Source organism: Streptomyces sp. NPDC019224, assembly GCF_040632605.1.
GTDB lineage: Bacteria > Actinomycetota > Actinomycetes > Streptomycetales > Streptomycetaceae > Streptomyces.
The window spans coordinates 170,985-186,824 of record NZ_JBEYCF010000003.1 but is presented as its reverse complement, the minus strand read 5'-3'; the positions used below and the strand labels follow the sequence as shown (position 1 = coordinate 186,824).

General features: G+C 70.9%; 14 protein-coding genes. 7 read left to right on the top strand and 7 right to left on the bottom strand.

The genetic code is table 11. The annotated features are described in order from the left end of the window. Positions 1-17: 17 nt before the first annotated feature. The 4 genes from ABZ564_RS03505 to ABZ564_RS03490 form a co-directional block, all read right to left on the bottom strand. Positions 18-1,142: a GuaB3 family IMP dehydrogenase-related protein gene (locus tag ABZ564_RS03505; protein WP_007453079.1), complete on the bottom strand. Its 1,125-nt coding sequence runs from the start codon at positions 1,140-1,142 to the stop codon at positions 18-20. A 104-nt stretch (positions 1,143-1,246) separates the two neighbouring features. Then, complete coding sequence (gene guaB, locus ABZ564_RS03500) at positions 1,247-2,749, bottom strand: IMP dehydrogenase (RefSeq protein ID WP_360848739.1); 1,503 nt, start codon at positions 2,747-2,749, stop codon at positions 1,247-1,249. Between the two features lie 127 nt (positions 2,750-2,876). Then, a complete protein-coding gene (locus ABZ564_RS03495) occupies positions 2,877-3,452 on the bottom strand; it encodes a sigma-70 family RNA polymerase sigma factor (RefSeq protein WP_018101160.1) in 576 nt (191 codons plus the stop codon). A gap of 277 nt (positions 3,453-3,729) precedes the next feature. Further along, positions 3,730-4,341, bottom strand: coding sequence for a response regulator transcription factor (locus ABZ564_RS03490; RefSeq protein WP_003948568.1), 612 nt, complete (start codon positions 4,339-4,341; stop codon positions 3,730-3,732). A 457-nt stretch (positions 4,342-4,798) separates the two neighbouring features. Here ABZ564_RS03490 and ABZ564_RS03485 point away from each other — a divergent pair, with 457 nt between their 5' ends. Further along, positions 4,799-5,125 carry a WhiB family transcriptional regulator gene (locus ABZ564_RS03485; RefSeq protein WP_018101161.1) on the top strand — a complete coding sequence of 109 codons (327 nt, stop codon included), beginning with the start codon at positions 4,799-4,801 and terminating at the stop codon, positions 5,123-5,125. 78 nt (positions 5,126-5,203) lie between these two features. Here the strand turns inward: ABZ564_RS03485 and ABZ564_RS03480 are convergent, their stop codons facing one another. Then, positions 5,204-6,094 (bottom strand): LysR family transcriptional regulator, encoded by an 891-nt coding sequence (locus ABZ564_RS03480; protein WP_360848734.1) that lies wholly within the window; start codon positions 6,092-6,094, stop codon positions 5,204-5,206. A 101-nt stretch (positions 6,095-6,195) separates the two neighbouring features. On the opposite strand from ABZ564_RS03480, the gene ABZ564_RS03475 reads away from it, so the two are divergent. Further along, the gene (locus ABZ564_RS03475; protein ID WP_360848732.1) at positions 6,196-6,969 is read left to right on the top strand and encodes an SDR family oxidoreductase; all 774 of its coding nucleotides are present in this window, start codon (positions 6,196-6,198) and stop codon (positions 6,967-6,969) included. 12 nt (positions 6,970-6,981) lie between these two features. On the opposite strand, the gene ABZ564_RS03470 is transcribed toward ABZ564_RS03475, so the two are convergent. Further along, positions 6,982-8,514, bottom strand: a complete 1,533-nt coding sequence (locus tag ABZ564_RS03470) for a right-handed parallel beta-helix repeat-containing protein (RefSeq protein ID WP_360848729.1) — start codon at positions 8,512-8,514, stop codon at positions 6,982-6,984. After that, the gene (locus ABZ564_RS03465) at positions 8,511-10,295 is read right to left on the bottom strand and encodes a DUF2264 domain-containing protein (protein ID WP_360848726.1); all 1,785 of its coding nucleotides are present in this window, start codon (positions 10,293-10,295) and stop codon (positions 8,511-8,513) included. Before ABZ564_RS03465 ends, ABZ564_RS03470 begins: the two co-directional genes overlap by 4 nt. A 228-nt stretch (positions 10,296-10,523) precedes the next feature. Between ABZ564_RS03465 and ABZ564_RS03460 the strand changes: the two genes are divergently transcribed. The 5 genes from ABZ564_RS03460 (at position 10,524) to ABZ564_RS03440 (ending at position 15,839) form a co-directional block, all read left to right on the top strand. Further along, positions 10,524-11,603: a substrate-binding domain-containing protein gene (locus ABZ564_RS03460; RefSeq protein WP_360848723.1), complete on the top strand. Its 1,080-nt coding sequence runs from the start codon at positions 10,524-10,526 to the stop codon at positions 11,601-11,603. A 108-nt stretch (positions 11,604-11,711) separates the two neighbouring features. Continuing rightward, on the top strand, positions 11,712-13,040 hold the full coding sequence (locus tag ABZ564_RS03455; RefSeq protein ID WP_360848720.1) for a sugar ABC transporter substrate-binding protein: 1,329 nt from the start codon (positions 11,712-11,714) through the stop codon (positions 13,038-13,040). A 4-nt stretch (positions 13,041-13,044) separates the two neighbouring features. Further along, complete coding sequence (locus tag ABZ564_RS03450) at positions 13,045-13,932, top strand: sugar ABC transporter permease (RefSeq protein WP_360848717.1); 888 nt, start codon at positions 13,045-13,047, stop codon at positions 13,930-13,932. Further along, the gene (locus ABZ564_RS03445) at positions 13,929-14,783 is read left to right on the top strand and encodes a carbohydrate ABC transporter permease (RefSeq protein ID WP_360848714.1); all 855 of its coding nucleotides are present in this window, start codon (positions 13,929-13,931) and stop codon (positions 14,781-14,783) included. The genes ABZ564_RS03450 and ABZ564_RS03445 overlap by 4 nt, the downstream gene beginning before the upstream one ends. A 27-nt stretch (positions 14,784-14,810) precedes the next feature. Further along, positions 14,811-15,839 (top strand): hydroxyacid dehydrogenase, encoded by a 1,029-nt coding sequence (locus ABZ564_RS03440; protein ID WP_360848711.1) that lies wholly within the window; start codon positions 14,811-14,813, stop codon positions 15,837-15,839. Position 15,840 lies beyond the last annotated feature (1 nt).

Here is a 15,840-nt window from a genome sequence, read left to right as displayed (position 1 = left end):
GTCGTGCGGCGAGGCGCTCAGCGGCGGTGCTGGGAGTCCGCGACCGTCACCTCGACGCGCTGGAACTCCTTGAGGTCGCTGTAGCCGGTGGTCGCCATCGCCCGGCGCAGCGCGCCGAAGATGTTCATCGAGCCGTCCGGGGTGTGCGAGGGACCCGTGAGGACCTCCTCCGTCGTCCCGACCGAGCCGAGGTCGACCAGCTTGCCGCGCGGCACGTCCTCGTGGACGGCCTCCATGCCCCAGTGCCGGCCGCGGCCCGGCGCGTCCGTCGCGCGGGCCAGCGGGGAGCCCATCATCACGGCGTCCGCGCCGCAGGCGATGGCCTTCGGCAGGTCGCCGGACCAGCCGACGCCGCCGTCCGCGATGACGTGCACGTACCGGCCGCCGGACTCGTCCATGTAGTCGCGGCGGGCGCCGGCCACGTCGGCCACGGCGGTCGCCATCGGGACCTGGATGCCGAACACGTTGCGCGTGGTGTGCGCGGCGCCGCCGCCGAAGCCGACGAGGACACCGGCCGCGCCGGTGCGCATCAGGTGCAGGGCCGCGGTGTACGTGGCGCAGCCGCCGACGATCACCGGGACGTCCAGCTCGTAGATGAACTGCTTCAGGTTCAGCGGCTCGGCCGCGCCCGAGACGTGCTCGGCGGAGACCGTCGTGCCGCGGATGACGAAGATGTCCACGCCCGCGTCGACGACCGCCTTGGAGAACTGGGCGGTGCGCTGCGGGGAGAGCGCGGCGGCGGTGACGACACCGGAGTCGCGCACCTCCTTGATGCGCTGGCCGATCAGCTCCTCCTGGATGGGGGCGGAGTAGATCTCCTGGAGCCGGCGGGTGGCGGACTCGACGGGCATCTCGGCGATCTCGTCGAGCAGCGGCTGCGGGTCGGCGTGCCGGGTCCACAGCCCTTCCAGGTTGAGCACACCGAGGCCGCCGAGCTCGCCGATGCGGATGGCGTGCTGCGGGGACACCACGGAGTCCATGGGGGCGGCCAGGAACGGCAGCTCGAAGCGGTAGGCGTCGATCTGCCAGGCGATCGAGACCTCCTTCGGGTCGCGGGTCCGGCGGCTCGGGACGACGGCGATGTCGTCGAATGCGTATGCCCGGCGGCCGCGCTTGCCGCGCCCGATCTCGATCTCAGTCACGATGATGTGGCCTTTCCCTCTGCGTCTGCGTGTCCAGTATCCCCGACACATGGGTGAGGGGCGGTCCCGGGAACCCCGGACCGCCCCTCACCTGCGCTGTCGCGTTACTTCTTGCTGTAGTTCGGTGCCTCGGCCGTCATCTGGATGTCGTGCGGGTGGCTCTCCTTGAGACCCGCCGAGGTGATCCGCACGAAGCGGCCCTTGCTCTCCATCTCGCCAATGGAGGCCGCGCCCACGTACCCCATCGTCTGGCGGAGACCACCGACGAGCTGGTACAGCACGTTGGCGAGGGGGCCGCGGTAGGGCACCTGGCCCTCGATACCCTCGGCGATCAGCTTTTCGTCGGACGACACCTCGCCCTGGAAGTAGCGGTCCTTGGAGTACGAGCGGCCCTGGCCGCGGGACTGCATCGCGCCCAGCGAGCCCATGCCGCGGTACGACTTGAACTGCTTGCCGTTGATGAAGAGCAGCTCGCCCGGGGACTCCTCGCAGCCCGCGAGGAGCGAGCCCAGCATCACGCTGTCGGCGCCGGCGGCGAGCGCCTTGCCGATGTCGCCGGAGTACTGCAGGCCGCCGTCGCCGATGACCGGGACGCCCGCCGCGCGGGCGGCCAGCGCGGCCTCGTAGATCGCGGTGACCTGCGGGACGCCGATGCCGGCGACCACGCGGGTGGTGCAGATCGAACCGGGGCCGACGCCGACCTTGACGCCGTCCACGCCGGCGTCGATCAGGGCCTGGGCGCCGTCGCGGGTCGCGACGTTGCCGCCGATGACGTCCACGTTCACGGCCGACTTGATCTTGGTCATCCAGTTGAGGGCGTTGCTGTTGTGGCCGTGCGAGGTGTCGACGATCAGGAAGTCCACGCCCGCCCCGGCCAGCGCCTGGGCGCGGTCGAGCGCCTCCGGGCTGGCGCCCACGGCGGCACCGACGAGCAGCCGGCCGTCGGCGTCCTTGGCCGCGTTCGGGTACTGCTCGGCCTTCTTGAAGTCCTTGACCGTGATGAGGCCCTTGAGCAGGCCCGCCTCGTCGACCAGCGGAAGCTTCTCGATCTTGTGGCGGCGCAGCAGCTCCATGGCGTCCACGCCGGAGATGCCGACCTTGCCCGTGACCAGCGGCATCGGCGTCATGACCTCGCGCACCTGGCGCGTGCGGTCGGACTCGAACGCCATGTCGCGGTTGGTGACGATGCCGAGCAGCTTGCCCGCCGGGTCGGTGACCGGGACACCGCTGATGCGGAACTTGGCGCAGAGCGCGTCGGCCTCCGCGAGCGTGGCGTCCGGGCCGACCGTGATCGGGTCGCTGACCATGCCGGACTCGGACCGCTTGACCAGGTCGACCTGGTTGACCTGGTCCTCGATCGACAGGTTGCGGTGCAGCACGCCGACGCCGCCCTGCCGGGCCATGGCGATGGCCATGCGGGCCTCGGTCACCTTGTCCATCGCCGCGGACAGCAGCGGGATGTTCACGCGTACGTTGCGGGAGATGAGCGTCGAGGTGTCGACCGCGTTGGGCAGCACTTCGGATGCGCCCGGCAGCAGCAGCACGTCGTCGTACGTCAGCCCGAGCGTCGCGAATTTCTCGGGCACTCCGTCGACGTTTGCAGTCATGACACCTTCCCCAAATGGCCTTGATCGGTGCGGATGTCCATGCTAACGGCCTCTGGAGGCGTCTCATTCCACGAGCAGGGTCACCCGCAGGTTCTGTAGCTTCCTACGGAACGGCCGGCTTTCCGGCTCACTGCTCCGCGAGGGCCCGCAGCCGGCTCAGCGCCCGGTGCTGCGCGACCCGGACGGCGCCCGGGGACATGCCCAGCATCTGCCCGGTCTCCTCGGCGGTCAGCCCGACGGCGACGCGCAGCACGAGCAGCTCGCGCTGGTTCTCCGGCAGGTTGGCGAGGAGCTTCTTGGCCCAGGCGGCGTCGCTGCTGAGCAGCGCGCGCTCCTCGGGCCCGAGCGAGTCGTCCGGCCGCTCCGGCATCTCGTCGGAGGGCACGGCGGTCGACCCCGGGTGCCGCATCGCGGCGCGCTGGAGGTCGGCCACCTTGTGACCGGCGATGGCGAAGACGAAGGCCTCGAAGGGTCTGCCCGTGTCCTTGTAGCGCGGCAGCGCCATGAGCACCGCCACGCAGACCTCCTGTGCCAGGTCCTCGACGAAGTGACGAGCGTCACCCGGCAGCCGGTTCAGCCGGGACCTGCAGTAGCGCAGGGCCAGCGGGTGGACGTGGGCCAGCAGATCGTGGGTGGCCTGCGCGTCGCCCTCGACGGCGCGGTGCACCAGGGCACCGATCACCGTCGTTCCGTCGTCGCGCATCGGACCATGGTGCCCCGGCCCCGCTTCATCCGCGGCACCGCGTCCGTAGTTGTGCACCGAAGCGTTATGAGCGGGTGCGCCGGAAGTCATGTCCTGCGCCCTCCCCTTCCGCTCGACCGAATCGTTCCCGAGGAACTCCACGCCTCAAGGATGCGGCATCGGCCGGGAAGCGTCACATACCGCCGGATCGGCGGGCTCCGTCGGCGGGGTACGGCTCGCGCCGCACCCCCGCCCGGGCCGCCGGCCCCGGCCCGCCGGGCAGGCCCCGGGGCTGGCGTCAGCGGACCAGGCCCCACCGGAAGCCGAGCGCCACCGCGTGGGCCCGGTCCGATGCGCCGAGCTTCTTGAACAGCCGCCGGGCGTGCGTCTTCACCGTGTCCTCGGAGAGGAACAGCTCACGGCCGATCTCCGCGTTGGAGCGGCCGTGACTCATCCCTTCGAGGACCTGGATCTCGCGGGCCGTGAGCGTGGGCGCCGCACCCATCTCGGCCGACCGCAGCCGGCGCGGGGCGAGCCGCCAGGTCGGGTCGGCCAGGGCCTGGGTGACGGTCGCCCGGAGCTCGGCCCGGGAGGCGTCCTTGTGCAGATAGCCGCGGGCGCCGGCGGCGACCGCGAGCGCGACGCCGTCCAGGTCCTCGGCGACGGTCAGCATGATGATCCGGGCGCCCGGGTCGGCGGAGAGCAGCCGACGGACCGTCTCCACCCCCCCGAGACCGGGCATGCGTACGTCCATGAGAATCAGATCCGAACGGTCGGCCCCCCAGCGGCGGAGGACTTCCTCGCCGTTGGCGGCCGTCGTCACACGCTCGACGCCGGGCACGGTCGCGACCGCGCGACGGAGCGCTTCTCGGGCAAGCGGGGAGTCGTCACAGACGAGGACGGATGTCATGACCGCCCTCCGCAGCTGATGCGCGTCACCTTGAGCCTCCAGGCTGTTACAAGTCGTCACCTGTGCGGTTGACGCTCTCGGACATCTGCCCGATCGCTCTTTCTGTCAACCGCCTCCGCCCTCTCAACGATGGTCACTCGAAAGAGTTACGGGTCGGAAGACCGAGTTCGGCACTCTACGTGAGTAAGCGCTCACGGAGGAGAGCGCCACGGGTCGCCCGGCCGTCAACCGGAACTTTTGGTGAACCCATGCCCCATTTAGCGGGATTTCTTCCCTTTTGGTGGTGTCTGTGGCTAGATTCGCAATCAGTCATATTTACATCTACTAGCACCGTAGATGTACGGTCTTGTACACGGTCATCGACGAGCACCCGCCCACGACGGACACGGTCACGACGCACACGGTCCACGACGAACGACGACGTTTCCGACTCAGCACGGTTTCGAGGGGACAAGCAATGGCCGATTTCTCCCGCCTTCCCGGACCCAACGCCGATCTGTGGGACTGGCAGCTGCTGGCAGCCTGCCGCGGGGTCGACAGTTCGCTCTTCTTCCACCCCGAGGGCGAACGCGGAGCCGCCCGGAGCGCCCGCGAGACCTCCGCGAAAGAGGTGTGCATGCGCTGCCCCGTGCGCGCCGAGTGCGCGGCCCACGCCCTGGCCGTCCGCGAGCCCTACGGCGTGTGGGGCGGACTGACCGAGGACGAGCGCGAGGAGCTGATGGGACGCGCCCGCAACCGGCTGATCACGGCCGCGGCTCCCGCGTCCCCGCCCGGACACGGCTGACCGGCAGCCCGCCCCCCACACCGGCACAAAAACGTTTCATCACCCGCCCGCCCACGCATTCACGCAGGCGCGCACCCCTCAGCGGGCAGCCGCCAGGGCCAACTGGTCCAGGGTGGCCGCGACGGCCGGGACCCGCGCCAGATCGGGCAGGGTCAGCGCGACGATCTCGCGCTCGACGGCCGGCTCCACCGTGACGCTCCTGGCCCCCCGCGGGCGTACCGACTCGACGGCCAGCGCCGGCAGCACGGCCACACCCAGGCCCGCGCCGACCAGCCCGATCACCGCCGGGTAGTCGTCGGTGGCGAAGTCGATGCGCGGGGTGAAGCCGGACTCCTCGCACACCTCCACGAGCTGCCTGCGGCACCGCGGGCACCCGGCGATCCAGGACTCCCCGGCGAGTTCCGCGATGCCCACCGAGTCCCGGTCCGCCAGGGCGTGGCCCTCGGGGACGAGGCCGGTCAGCCGGTCGGTGAGCAGCGGGCGCACCACCAGGTCGTCCCACTCGGTGCCCGGTTCGCCGTACCGGAAGGCGAGGGCGATGTCGCAGTCGCCGTCGCGCAGCATCTCCACCGACCGGGGCGGCTCGGCCTCCACCAGGGAGACCCGCGTCCCGGGGTGGGCGGCCCGCAGCGCGGCGAGGGCGCCGGGGACCAGGGACGAGCTGCCGCTGGGGAACGAGACGAGACGGACCCGGCCGGCTCGCAGTCCGGCGATCGCGGCCACCTCCTCCTCGGCGGCCGTGAGTCCGGCGAGAATGCCGGACGCGTGCCGCACCAGCGCCTCGCCCGCCTGCGTCAGCCGCATCTCACGGCCCGTACGGATCAGCAGCGGGGTTCCCGCGGAGGACTCCAGCGCCTTCATCTGCTGGCTGACCGCGGGCTGGGTGCAGCCCAGTTCGCGGGCGGCGGCGGAGAAGGAGCCGGTGGCGGACACGGCGCGCAGGACGCGGAGGTGGCGGGCTTCGATCACCTGCCCAGCATAAGCGAGTCTTGGGGAAGCGGCGAGTTGTCACGTACCGGCTTTGAGAGCGGGGGGTCCGGCTCCCCGCGCGGGGCACTAACGTGCCGCGTATGACGACTGCACTGATCACGGGCGCGACGGCGGGCATCGGCGCCGCCTTCGCCCGGCGGCTCGCCGCCGACGGGTACGACCTGGTCCTGGTGGCCCGGGACACCGGGCGGCTGCGCGAACAGGCGACCGAGCTGCACGACCGGCACGGCATCGAGGCCGAGGTGCTGAGGGCCGACCTGTCCGAGGACAAGGGGATCGGCGCGGTCGAGGAACGCCTCGGTGACGCCAGACGGCCGGTCGACCTCCTGGTGAACAACGCAGGCTTCGGAAACAAGGGCCATTATCTGGAAGTCCCGATGGCCGACGAGCTGGCGATGCTGAAGGTGCACTGCGAGGCGGTGCTGCGGCTGACCTCCGCGGCGGCGGCCGGGATGCGGAAGCGCGGCAGGGGCGGCATCGTCAACGTGGCCTCGGTCGCGGCGTTCGTGCCGCGCGGCACGTACGGGGCGTCCAAGGCGTGGGTCGTGCAGTTCAGCCAGGGCGCGGCGAAGGACCTGGCCGGGTCCGGGGTGCGGCTGATGGCGCTGTGCCCCGGCTTCGTGCGTACGGAGTTCCACCAGCGGGCCGGGATGGGCACGGGCAACATCCCCGGCTGGATGTGGCTCGACGCGGACAAGCTGGTGAGCGCCGCGCTCACCGACCTGGCGCGCGGGAAGTCGGTGTCGATCCCGGACCCGCGCTACAAGGTCCTGATGGGGGCGGTGAAGCTGGCGCCTCGCGGCCTGCTCGGCGGGCTCACCTCGCGAACAGGCCGCAAGTACGGGCCGCAGTAGAGGGGGCCGGGGCTACTTCACGCCGCGGCCCGCGTAGGCGCCGATGTTGGGGGCGCCGGGCTTCAGCCGGTTCCCGAAGTAGTCCTTGCCGCCGTTGTTCTCGACGACCGCGCCCGCGGCGAGGGCCGGCGAGCCCGCGCCGAGCCTGAAGTCGTCGCGCAGCAGCGGGTCGACGGTGATGCCGCCCGGGTTCGGGCGGGTCATCGTGACACCGTGGAAGGCGTTGTGGTCGAAGGCCAGACCGGACGTCGGGTGGGTGAAGCCGTAGCCGCCGGTGTCCTCGCTCACGAAGAGGTTGTTGGTGATGTGCTGCTCGTGGACGGTGGTGGCCGGGCTGCTGTTGTCGTCCTGCACCAGGTACTTCGGCACGGTGTCCTTCGAGTTGACGAAGGTGTTGTTGTACACCTGCGTGTTGAGGATGGGACCCCAGCAGTTCTGCAGCAGGCGCTCCCCGTCGTTGCGGCTCACGTTGTAGCGGGCGACCGTGTCGACGGTCTTGGCTCCGCTGTACGGGCAGACGAGCAGGAAGCCGCCCTTGTTGTCGTGGCTGTAGTTGTACTGGAAGACCGTGCGCCGCGAGGCCCCGTCGGCGTCGAAGGACATGCCGTCGTGGGTGTTGCCGCCGCCCGAGACCTCGTTGTACTCGACGGTGGTGTCATCGGTGTTGAAGGTCCAGATGCCCGCGTTGGCGGAGGGCGAACGCAGCTGGAAGCCGTCGACCCGGTTGTGGTCGACGCGGGCGCCGGCGGTGGTGTCGAGCTTCATGCCGTCGCCGCCGATGGACCTCAGGGTGTTGTACGAGATCCGGACGTGCGTGGAGGGCGTCCAGTCGCCCGGAAACGCCTGGGGGTCCTGCTGATTGCCGACCAGGTCGCGCTTGGAGAACGTCGACTTGAAGTAGACGCCTTCGCGGTCGACGTCCTCGATGAGGTTGTGGTGGATGTCCAGGCCGTCGTAGCTGCTGGCCCGGGTCGTGCCCTCGACGGCGATGTGGATGGCGCTGGAGCCGGTGAGGGTCTTGAAGTCGCCGCCGCGGACGTCGTGGATGTAGAGGTGGTCGAGCTCGAAGCCGCGGGCCGTGCCGTAGTCGGTGAGGCGCAGCCGGATGCCGTTGCGCTCGGTGCCGGGGGCGGCGGGGTTGGTGATCTCCAGGTTCGAGACGCGGTAGTGCTGGGTGTCGGCGAGGAGGATCACGTCGTGCGCGCCGGCCCCGTCGAGCACGGCGCGCGGTGCGCTGCGGCTGCCGTAGTCGGAGACGGTGACGGGCGCCGCGGCCGACCCCGCGCCCCGGGGCGTGAGCGTGCCCGTGCAGGTGGAGCCGCGGTGGAAGAGGAGGCGGTCGCCGGGGCCGAAGGTGTGGGCGTTGGCGTCGTCGAGGGTGGTCCAGGGGTGGTGGCGGGAGCCGTCGCCGGGGGCGGTGGCCGCGCAGTCGACGTAGAAGGCTCCCCCCGGCCGGGGGTGGGCGGCCTGGGCGGGGGTGGCCAGTGCGGTGGCCGCGAGAGCGGTGAGGGCTGCGGTCACAAGGAGGGTGTGTCGGCGGCTCATGATTCCTCTGATTCCTCCGGGATGCGGAGCACGGCGGTGGTGCCGTCGTGCCAGGTCACATGGATCTCGTGGGGGCTGTGGACGCGGATGTCCGCGAGGGTGGAGACGGGGGCCGGGTCGGCCTCCCCGGTGAGGGAGGCGAGGGCCACGAAGAGGGACCGGGGCCCGGTGGTGACGCCGTCGACGGCGAGGAGTTCGGAGGTCTCGCCGAACATGGTCGGTCCGCCGGGGAGCCGGCGGACGCCGGTGGCGTAGCCGTGGACCGGGTGGAGCTGGGCGGTGACCGTCCGGTCGCACCGGGCCCAGCCCGTCTGGCGTACGGGCGTGCCGTCGGGGGCGTCGGTGACCAGATGCGCGCGGACCTCCGCGCGGCCGTGGACGAGGATGGCGGAGACGACGCGGACGCCGGGGTGCGGGGTGTGCGCGGAGACGGCGCGGCCGGGGCCCGTGCCAAGGGGGTCGGCGGTGAGGCGGCGGGTGGGTTCGCCGTCGAGGATCAGCGCGAAGTGGTTGTCCCGCTCGGCGTCGCCGTGTGTGGGGCCGGAGCGGGTGGAGTACGCGAAGCGGGCGTAGCCGGGGTCCTCGTCGTCGCCCACGTGGTTCGAGCCGTGGTTGTGGAGGCGGACCAGGCCGTCCGCGGCGGTGGACTGGAGGAGCATCCCGGTCGGCCCGAGGGTGGTCACGGCGTCCTCGGTCTCGGCGGGCAGCGGCTCCTCGTCGGCCGTCCAGACGGGGTGGTCCGGTGGCATCAGCAGACCGAGGAAGCCCTTGGAGGCCCAGTACGGAGACGCGGGGCCCGAGTACGGCTGGATCATCGGCTCGTGGGCGCCGTGCCAGCCGAGGGTGAGGAGGCCGTCCCGGTCGACGGCACCGCGGTCGAGGAAGTAGCGGAGGGTTCCCGAGGCGAGCCGGCGGGTCGCGCCCGGGGTGAGCGGAGTGTGGCCGGTCAGCGCGCCGAGCCAGGGGGCGGCCGCGGCGGCGAAGCGGTAGGTGAGGGAACGGCCGAACGGCACCGGGGCGCCGTCCGCGCCGAACATGCGGCTGTAGTCGTCGAGGTGGCGGTGCAGGCGGGGACCGTAGCGGTCCAGGAGGTCCCGGTCGCCCGCCAGGTGGGCGTGCAGGACCGGGTAGAAGTGCATCGCCCAGGCGTTGTAGTGGTCGAAGGAACGGTTCGGGCCGTCGCTGTACCAGCCGTCGCCCAGGTACCAGTCCTCAATGCGTTCCAGCGCGCGGTCGATGGTCCGCCGGGCCCGGTCGGTCTCGATGCCCGCCTCCTGGAGGAAGCCCGCGACGGTGAGACCGAAGAGCCACCAGTTGTTGTTCACCGGGGAGGGGGCGAGGGCGGGGAGCAGCCAGTCGACGGCGCGCTGCCGTGTGCGGTCGTCGAGGGCCTCCCAGAGCCAGGGGCGGGTGAGGCGCAGACCGAGCGCGACGGAGGCGGATTCGACGACGGCCTGGGGGGTGCCGACCATCCGGGGCCACGCGTCGGGGCTGCCCGCGGGGTCCGACGTACCGGCGGCGAGTCCTTCGGCGTAGCGGCCGAGGTGGCCGCACGGGTCCTCGCCCCGTGCTCCGGCGATCCGCAGCGAGGCGAGCAACCAGGTGCGGGCATAGCCTTCGAGACCGTCGGAAAGAGGTCCTGACCAGCTGGGGCGGGAGCCGGGGAGGTCGATGCGGCTGTGCCGGGGCGAGGCGTAGGGGCGTACCGCGAACAGCAGTCGGTCGGCCGCCTGCTCCCAATCGGCACGGATACGGCCCGTGTACGGACTCGTCGTGGGCATGATGCTCCCCTGGAGGCGGACTTCGGCGTCGCCGGGAATCCTGAACCGCGGGTTGATCGAACGTCAATGGGGAAGTAGCGAATGATCGAAACTTCCGTCAATCGATCACGCTGCATTAGGGTCCCTGGTGCGGGTCGACCCGCTCCCTGATCCGCCCGACCCGCGCCGAAAGCCCTGGGGTCCGGCCGGCCGAGCCATCACATCGCGATTTGCAAGGGGACTGCCGCCGTGCGTGAGAGTGCCGCTGAACGTCACGACCGACTTCTGGCCCTGGTACGGGAACGCGGCTCGGCCCGCGTCTCGGACCTGGCCGACCGGCTGGGGGTCTCCCCCGTCACGGTGCGCCGCGATGTCGAGGCGCTGTCCGAGCGCGGGCTGCTCGACCGGGTCCACGGGTCGGTCTCCTGGCCCCGGGACGCGTCCGCCCCGGCTGTGTCCGGACCGGCCGGGGGCCCGGTGATCGGGCTGATCGCGCCTTCGGCGACGTACTACTTCGCCGAGGTCATCCGCGGCGCGCACGAGGCCGCCGCGCGCGCCGGGGCCCGGCTGGTGCTGCGGATCTCCGACTACCGCCCCGAGGAGGACAGGGCGCGCGCCGAGGGACTGCTCGCCTCCGGGGCCGACGGGCTGCTCATCGCCCCGGCCTGGCGGGGCGCCGAGGACCAGGCGGCGTACGGGGACTGGATGGCCCGGCTGCCGGTGCCCACCGTGCTGCTGGAGCGCACCCCGGCGCCGGGATCGCCCCTCGACGACCTGGACCGGGTCTGCTCCGACCACCGGCACGGGGTGCTGCTCGCCGTGCGCCACCTGGTCGGCCTGGGCCACGGCACCCCGCTGCTCGTCGCCCGCGCCGACAGCCCGACCGCGCTGGCGGTGCGGTCGGGCTACGAGGACGCGCTGGCGGTGCTGGGGCACACCGGTGCGCCGGCGATGATCGGGACGTCCGGCCCCGAGGTCGACCCGGCCCGCTTCGACGAGGCGGTGCGGGAGGTGCGCGACGCGGTGGTCTCCGGCCGGGCCACGGCCGCGCTGGTGCACAACGACGTGGACGCGATCCACCTGATCCAGCGTCTGTCCGACCTGGGCGTGCGCGTCCCCGATGACCTGGCAGTGATCGCGTACGACGACGAGGTGGCCGCCCTCGGCGACATCCCGCTCACCGCGGTCAGCCCACCCAAGCGCCACATCGGGCGATACGCAACGGAGTTGCTGGTCAGCCGACTCGGCTCCGGACAGGACGGCGACGAGCCCGGCCGGCATCTTGCGCTGCTGCCGCGTCTGCGGGTACGAGCTTCGACCACTCGATAACGTTCTGATCTTTTCTCGATCAATCAATCTTTCGCTCTTGACTTCGGACATCGCTGGGCCAAGGATCACGCCCAACGTCAATGTCGCCGCTGATTCAGGAGCTTCGCCGTGAACCGCAGTTGGAGCAGAACGACTCTTTCCATAGCCGGGGCCGTCACCGCCCTCGCCGTCGTCACGGCCTGCGGCGGCAGCGACGACGACTCCTCCGGCGGCGGCACGGGCACCGCCGCCAAGCCCGTGACCATCACCTTCTGGGGATGGGCCAAGGGCACCAAGGAGGTCGTGGACGCGTTCAACGCTTCGCACAAGAACATCCGGGTGAAGTTCGAGGAGACCCCGTCCGGCACCGCCGGCGGCTACGCCAAGATCTCCAACGCGATCAAGGCGGGCAACGCCCCCGACCTGGTCTCCGTCGAGTACCCGACGCTCCCCGAGTACGTCAGCCAGGGCGGGTTCCAGGACATCGGCGAGTACCTGACCGACGACGTCAAGAAGAAGTTCCTCCCGCAGGCCATCGAGCAGACGACGCTCGGCGGCAAGAGCTGGGCCGTACCCTTCGACGCCGCGCCGCAGGCCTTCTTCTACCGCAAGGACCTGTTCGCCAAGTACGACATCGCGGTGCCCAAGACCTGGGACGATTTCAAGGCCACCGCCGAGAAGGTCAAGAAGGCCGACTCCAAGGCCCGCATCGGCACCTTCTTCCCCGATGACCCGACCACCTTCGAGGCGATGGTCTGGCAGGCCGGCGCCCAGTGGTTCAAGGCCGACGGCGACACCTGGAAGGTCAACACCTCCGACGCCGCCACCACCAAGGTCGCCGACTACTGGCAAGGCCTGGTGAAGGACGGCCTGGTCCGCACCGACGCCTCTTTCTCCCCCGCCTGGACCAACTCCCTGAAGACCGGCGGCACCATCGGCTACCTCGGCGCCTCCTGGGGCGGCGGCGTCCTCGGCGGGACGCTGCCCGAGCAGAGCGGGAAGTGGGCCGCCGCCCCGATACCGACGTGGGACGGCAAGCCGGCCGGCGGCATGCTCGGCGGCACCACCTTCGCCGTGCCGAAGAACAGCGAGAAGGCGGCGGCGGCCGTCGAGTTCGCCACCTGGATGACCACCACGGAGGACGGCATCAAGGCCCGTATCTCCTCCGGAACGTCCAGCGCGTTCCCGGCCGCGCTCGCCCTGCGCCCGGCCGCGAAGAACGCCTTCGACACCAAGTTCTACGGCGGCCAGGACATCTACCAGGTCTTCGAGGACGGCGGCGCCGCCATCAAGCAGGGCTGGACCTGGGGCCCCTCGATGGGTACCACCAACACCACCCTGAAGGACCAGTTCGGCAAGGTCGCCGGTGGCGGCTCCACCATCCCCGACGCGGTGAAGGCCGCCCATGACGCGACCGTCGCGGAGCTGACCAAGCGCGGCCTGAAGGTCGAGGGCTGACCGGATGAAAGCCCGCACCCGCGCCGCCGCGACCCTGCTGACCCCGTTCTTCGTCCTGTTCACCGCCGTGATGCTGATCCCGATCGGCTACGCGGTCTGGCTCAGCCTCTTCACCGAACAGCAGTCGGGGCTCGGCTTCGGCGGATCCGAGACGGTCTTCACCGGACTCGGCAACTACACGGCGGCGCTGGGTGACCGGGTCTTCCGCGAGGGCTTCCTCGTCCTTCTCGGCTACTGCGTCATCTACATCCCGCTGATGGTCGGCGGAGCCCTCGCCCTGGCACTGCTGCTCGACTCGGCGCTCGCCCGCGCCAAGCGCTTCTTCCAGCTCGCGCTGTTCCTGCCGCACGCCGTGCCCGGCATCATCGCCGCGATGGTCTGGCTGTACCTCTACACGCCGGGCCTCAGCCCCGTCGTCTCCGCGATGCACTCCGGCGGGATCGGCTTCGACTTCTTCTCGCCCAGTGGCGCGCTGCCGTCCATCGTGAACATCGCGCTGTGGGAGTGGCTCGGCTACAACATGGTGATCTTCTACGCCGCTCTGCAGGCCATCGACCGCTCCGTGCTCGAAGCGGCCACGGTGGACGGGGCGAGCGGCCCGCGCATCGCGTTCAGCATCAAGCTCCCGCTGATCCGCACCTCGGTCCTGATGGTCGTGCTCTTCACGATCATCGGCTCGCTCCAGCTGTTCACCGAACCCTTGATCCTCAACACCGGCTCCGGGTCCGCCGTCTCCTCCTCCTGGACACCGAACATGTACGCCTACACCGCGGCCTTCTCCCGCAACGACTTCGGACTCGCGGCCGCCGCCTCCGTACTCCTCGCGCTCACCGCCGCCCTGCTGTCCTTCGTCGTCACCCGCCTCACCGGCCGGAAGGGCGCACACGCATGAGCACCACGACCCGCAAGAACCTCTGGCTGTCGAAGGCGGCCGTCAACGGAGCCCTGCTCCTGGCCGTCCTCTACATGCTCTTCCCGCTCGTCTGGCTGCTCACCGCCGCCACCAAGGACACGGGCTCGCTGCTCTCCGGGGACACCTTCTCCTTCAAGGGCTTCGACCTCTCGAAGAACCTCTCGGACATCGCCTCGTACGGGGACGGCGTCTACTTCCGCTGGTACGGGAACAGCCTGCTGTACGCGGGGGTCGGGGCCGCCGTCTGCTCGCTGATCTGCGTCGCGGCCGGATACGCCTTCGACAAGTACGAGTTCCGGGGCAAGGAGAAGCTCTTCGGCCTGGTGCTGCTCGGTGTGCTCGTCCCCACGACGGCCATGGCCCTGCCCATGTACCTGCTGGCCAGCAAGATCGGCATCGTCAACACGTACTGGTCGGTGCTGATCCCCGTCCTCGTGAACCCCTTCGGCGTCTACCTCGCCCGGGTCTTCGCCGCCGGCTACATCCCGGCCGAGGCGCTGGAAGCCGCCCGCATCGACGGAGCGGGCGAACTGCGCATCTTCTTCTCCATCGGTCTGCCGATGATGATGCCGGGCTTCGTGACCGTCTTCCTCTTCCAGTTCACCGGAATCTGGAACAATTTCTTCCTCCCGCTGGTGATGCTCTCGGACCGCGAGCTCTTCCCGCTGAGCCTCGGCCTGTACTCCTGGAACACCAACACCCACAGCGAGCCCAGCTTCTACCCGCTCGTGGTCACCGGGTCCCTCCTCGCCGTCATCCCCCTGATCGTCGCCTTCGTCTCCCTGCAGCGGCACTGGAAGGCCGGGCTCACCGCCGGCAGCGTCAAGTAGCCCACCGCGTCTACGAGGAAGCCACCCATGCAGCCCACACCTGACCACCGGCCGTCGGTCCTGCTCGCGATGGGCCCGGACATCTACGAGCGCCTCTTCGAGCCGCGCCACCGCGCCCGGCTCACCGCCCTCGCCCGTACGGACCCCACCCTCGTCGCCCACGACCTGGCCGCCCCCGCCCCCCGCGTCGCCGCCGCCCTGGCCGAGGCCGACGTCCTCCTCACCTGCTGGGGCGCCACCCCGCTCACCGCTCAGGTCCTCGCCGCCGCGCCCCGGCTGAAGGCGGTCGTCCACGCGGCGGGCTCGGTCAAGCACCACGTCACGGACGCCTGCTGGGAACGCGGCCTGGCCGTCTCCTCGGCGGCCGGGGCCAACGCCCTGCCCGTGGCCGAGTACACCCTCGCCACGATCCTGCTCGCCAACAAGCGCGTCCTGCGCTCCGCCCACGTCTACCGCGAGGTCCGCGCCGACCACGACTGGCGGGCCGAACTGGACGGGGCGGGCAACTACCACCGTACGGTGGGCGTCGTCGGCGCCTCCCGCATCGGCCGCCGCGTCATCGAACTGCTCCGCCCCTTCGACCTGCGGGTCCTGCTGTACGACCCCTTCGTCACCGCCGACGAGGCGGCTCGGCTGGGCGTCGAACCGGTCACCCTGGACGAGCTGTGCGCCCGCGCCCACGTCGTCTCGGTGCACGCTCCCCAACTCCCCGAGACCCACCACATGATCGGCACCCGCCAGCTGTCGCTGATGCGCACCGGGACGACGCTGATCAACACGGCCCGCGGTTCCCTGATCGACGAGGCGGCCCTGCTGCGGGAACTGGTCCCGGGCCGGCTGCACGCCGTACTGGATGTGACGGACCCCGAACCGCCGCCCGCCGAATCCCCGTTGTACGAGCTGCCGAATGTGCTTCTGACCCCGCATGTGGCGGGCTCCCTCGGCAACGAACTGCACCGGATGACGGACCACGCACTGGACGAGCTGGAGCGGTACGCGCAGGGCCGGCCGTTCGCGGACCCGGTGCACCCGGCGGCGCTCGGCCGCTCCGCGTAGC

What these genes read in the sequence shown, in the direction of transcription:
- ABZ564_RS03490 (WP_003948568.1), bottom strand. Translation starts at nt 4,341, where the DNA reads ATGACATCCGTCCTCGTCTGTGACGACTCCCCGCTTGCCCGAGAAGCG.
- ABZ564_RS03465 (WP_360848726.1), bottom strand. Translation starts at nt 10,295, where the DNA reads ATGCCCACGACGAGTCCGTACACGGGCCGTATCCGTGCCGATTGGGAG.
- ABZ564_RS03445 (WP_360848714.1), top strand. Translation starts at nt 13,929, where the DNA reads ATGAGCACCACGACCCGCAAGAACCTCTGGCTGTCGAAGGCGGCCGTC.
- ABZ564_RS03485 (WP_018101161.1), top strand. Translation starts at nt 4,799, where the DNA reads ATGGCCGATTTCTCCCGCCTTCCCGGACCCAACGCCGATCTGTGGGAC.
- ABZ564_RS03440 (WP_360848711.1), top strand. Translation starts at nt 14,811, where the DNA reads ATGCAGCCCACACCTGACCACCGGCCGTCGGTCCTGCTCGCGATGGGC.
- ABZ564_RS03450 (WP_360848717.1), top strand. Translation starts at nt 13,045, where the DNA reads ATGAAAGCCCGCACCCGCGCCGCCGCGACCCTGCTGACCCCGTTCTTC.
- ABZ564_RS03475 (WP_360848732.1), top strand. Translation starts at nt 6,196, where the DNA reads ATGACGACTGCACTGATCACGGGCGCGACGGCGGGCATCGGCGCCGCC.
- ABZ564_RS03495 (WP_018101160.1), bottom strand. Translation starts at nt 3,452, where the DNA reads ATGCGCGACGACGGAACGACGGTGATCGGTGCCCTGGTGCACCGCGCC.
- guaB (WP_360848739.1), bottom strand. Translation starts at nt 2,749, where the DNA reads ATGACTGCAAACGTCGACGGAGTGCCCGAGAAATTCGCGACGCTCGGG.
- ABZ564_RS03470 (WP_360848729.1), bottom strand. Translation starts at nt 8,514, where the DNA reads ATGAGCCGCCGACACACCCTCCTTGTGACCGCAGCCCTCACCGCTCTC.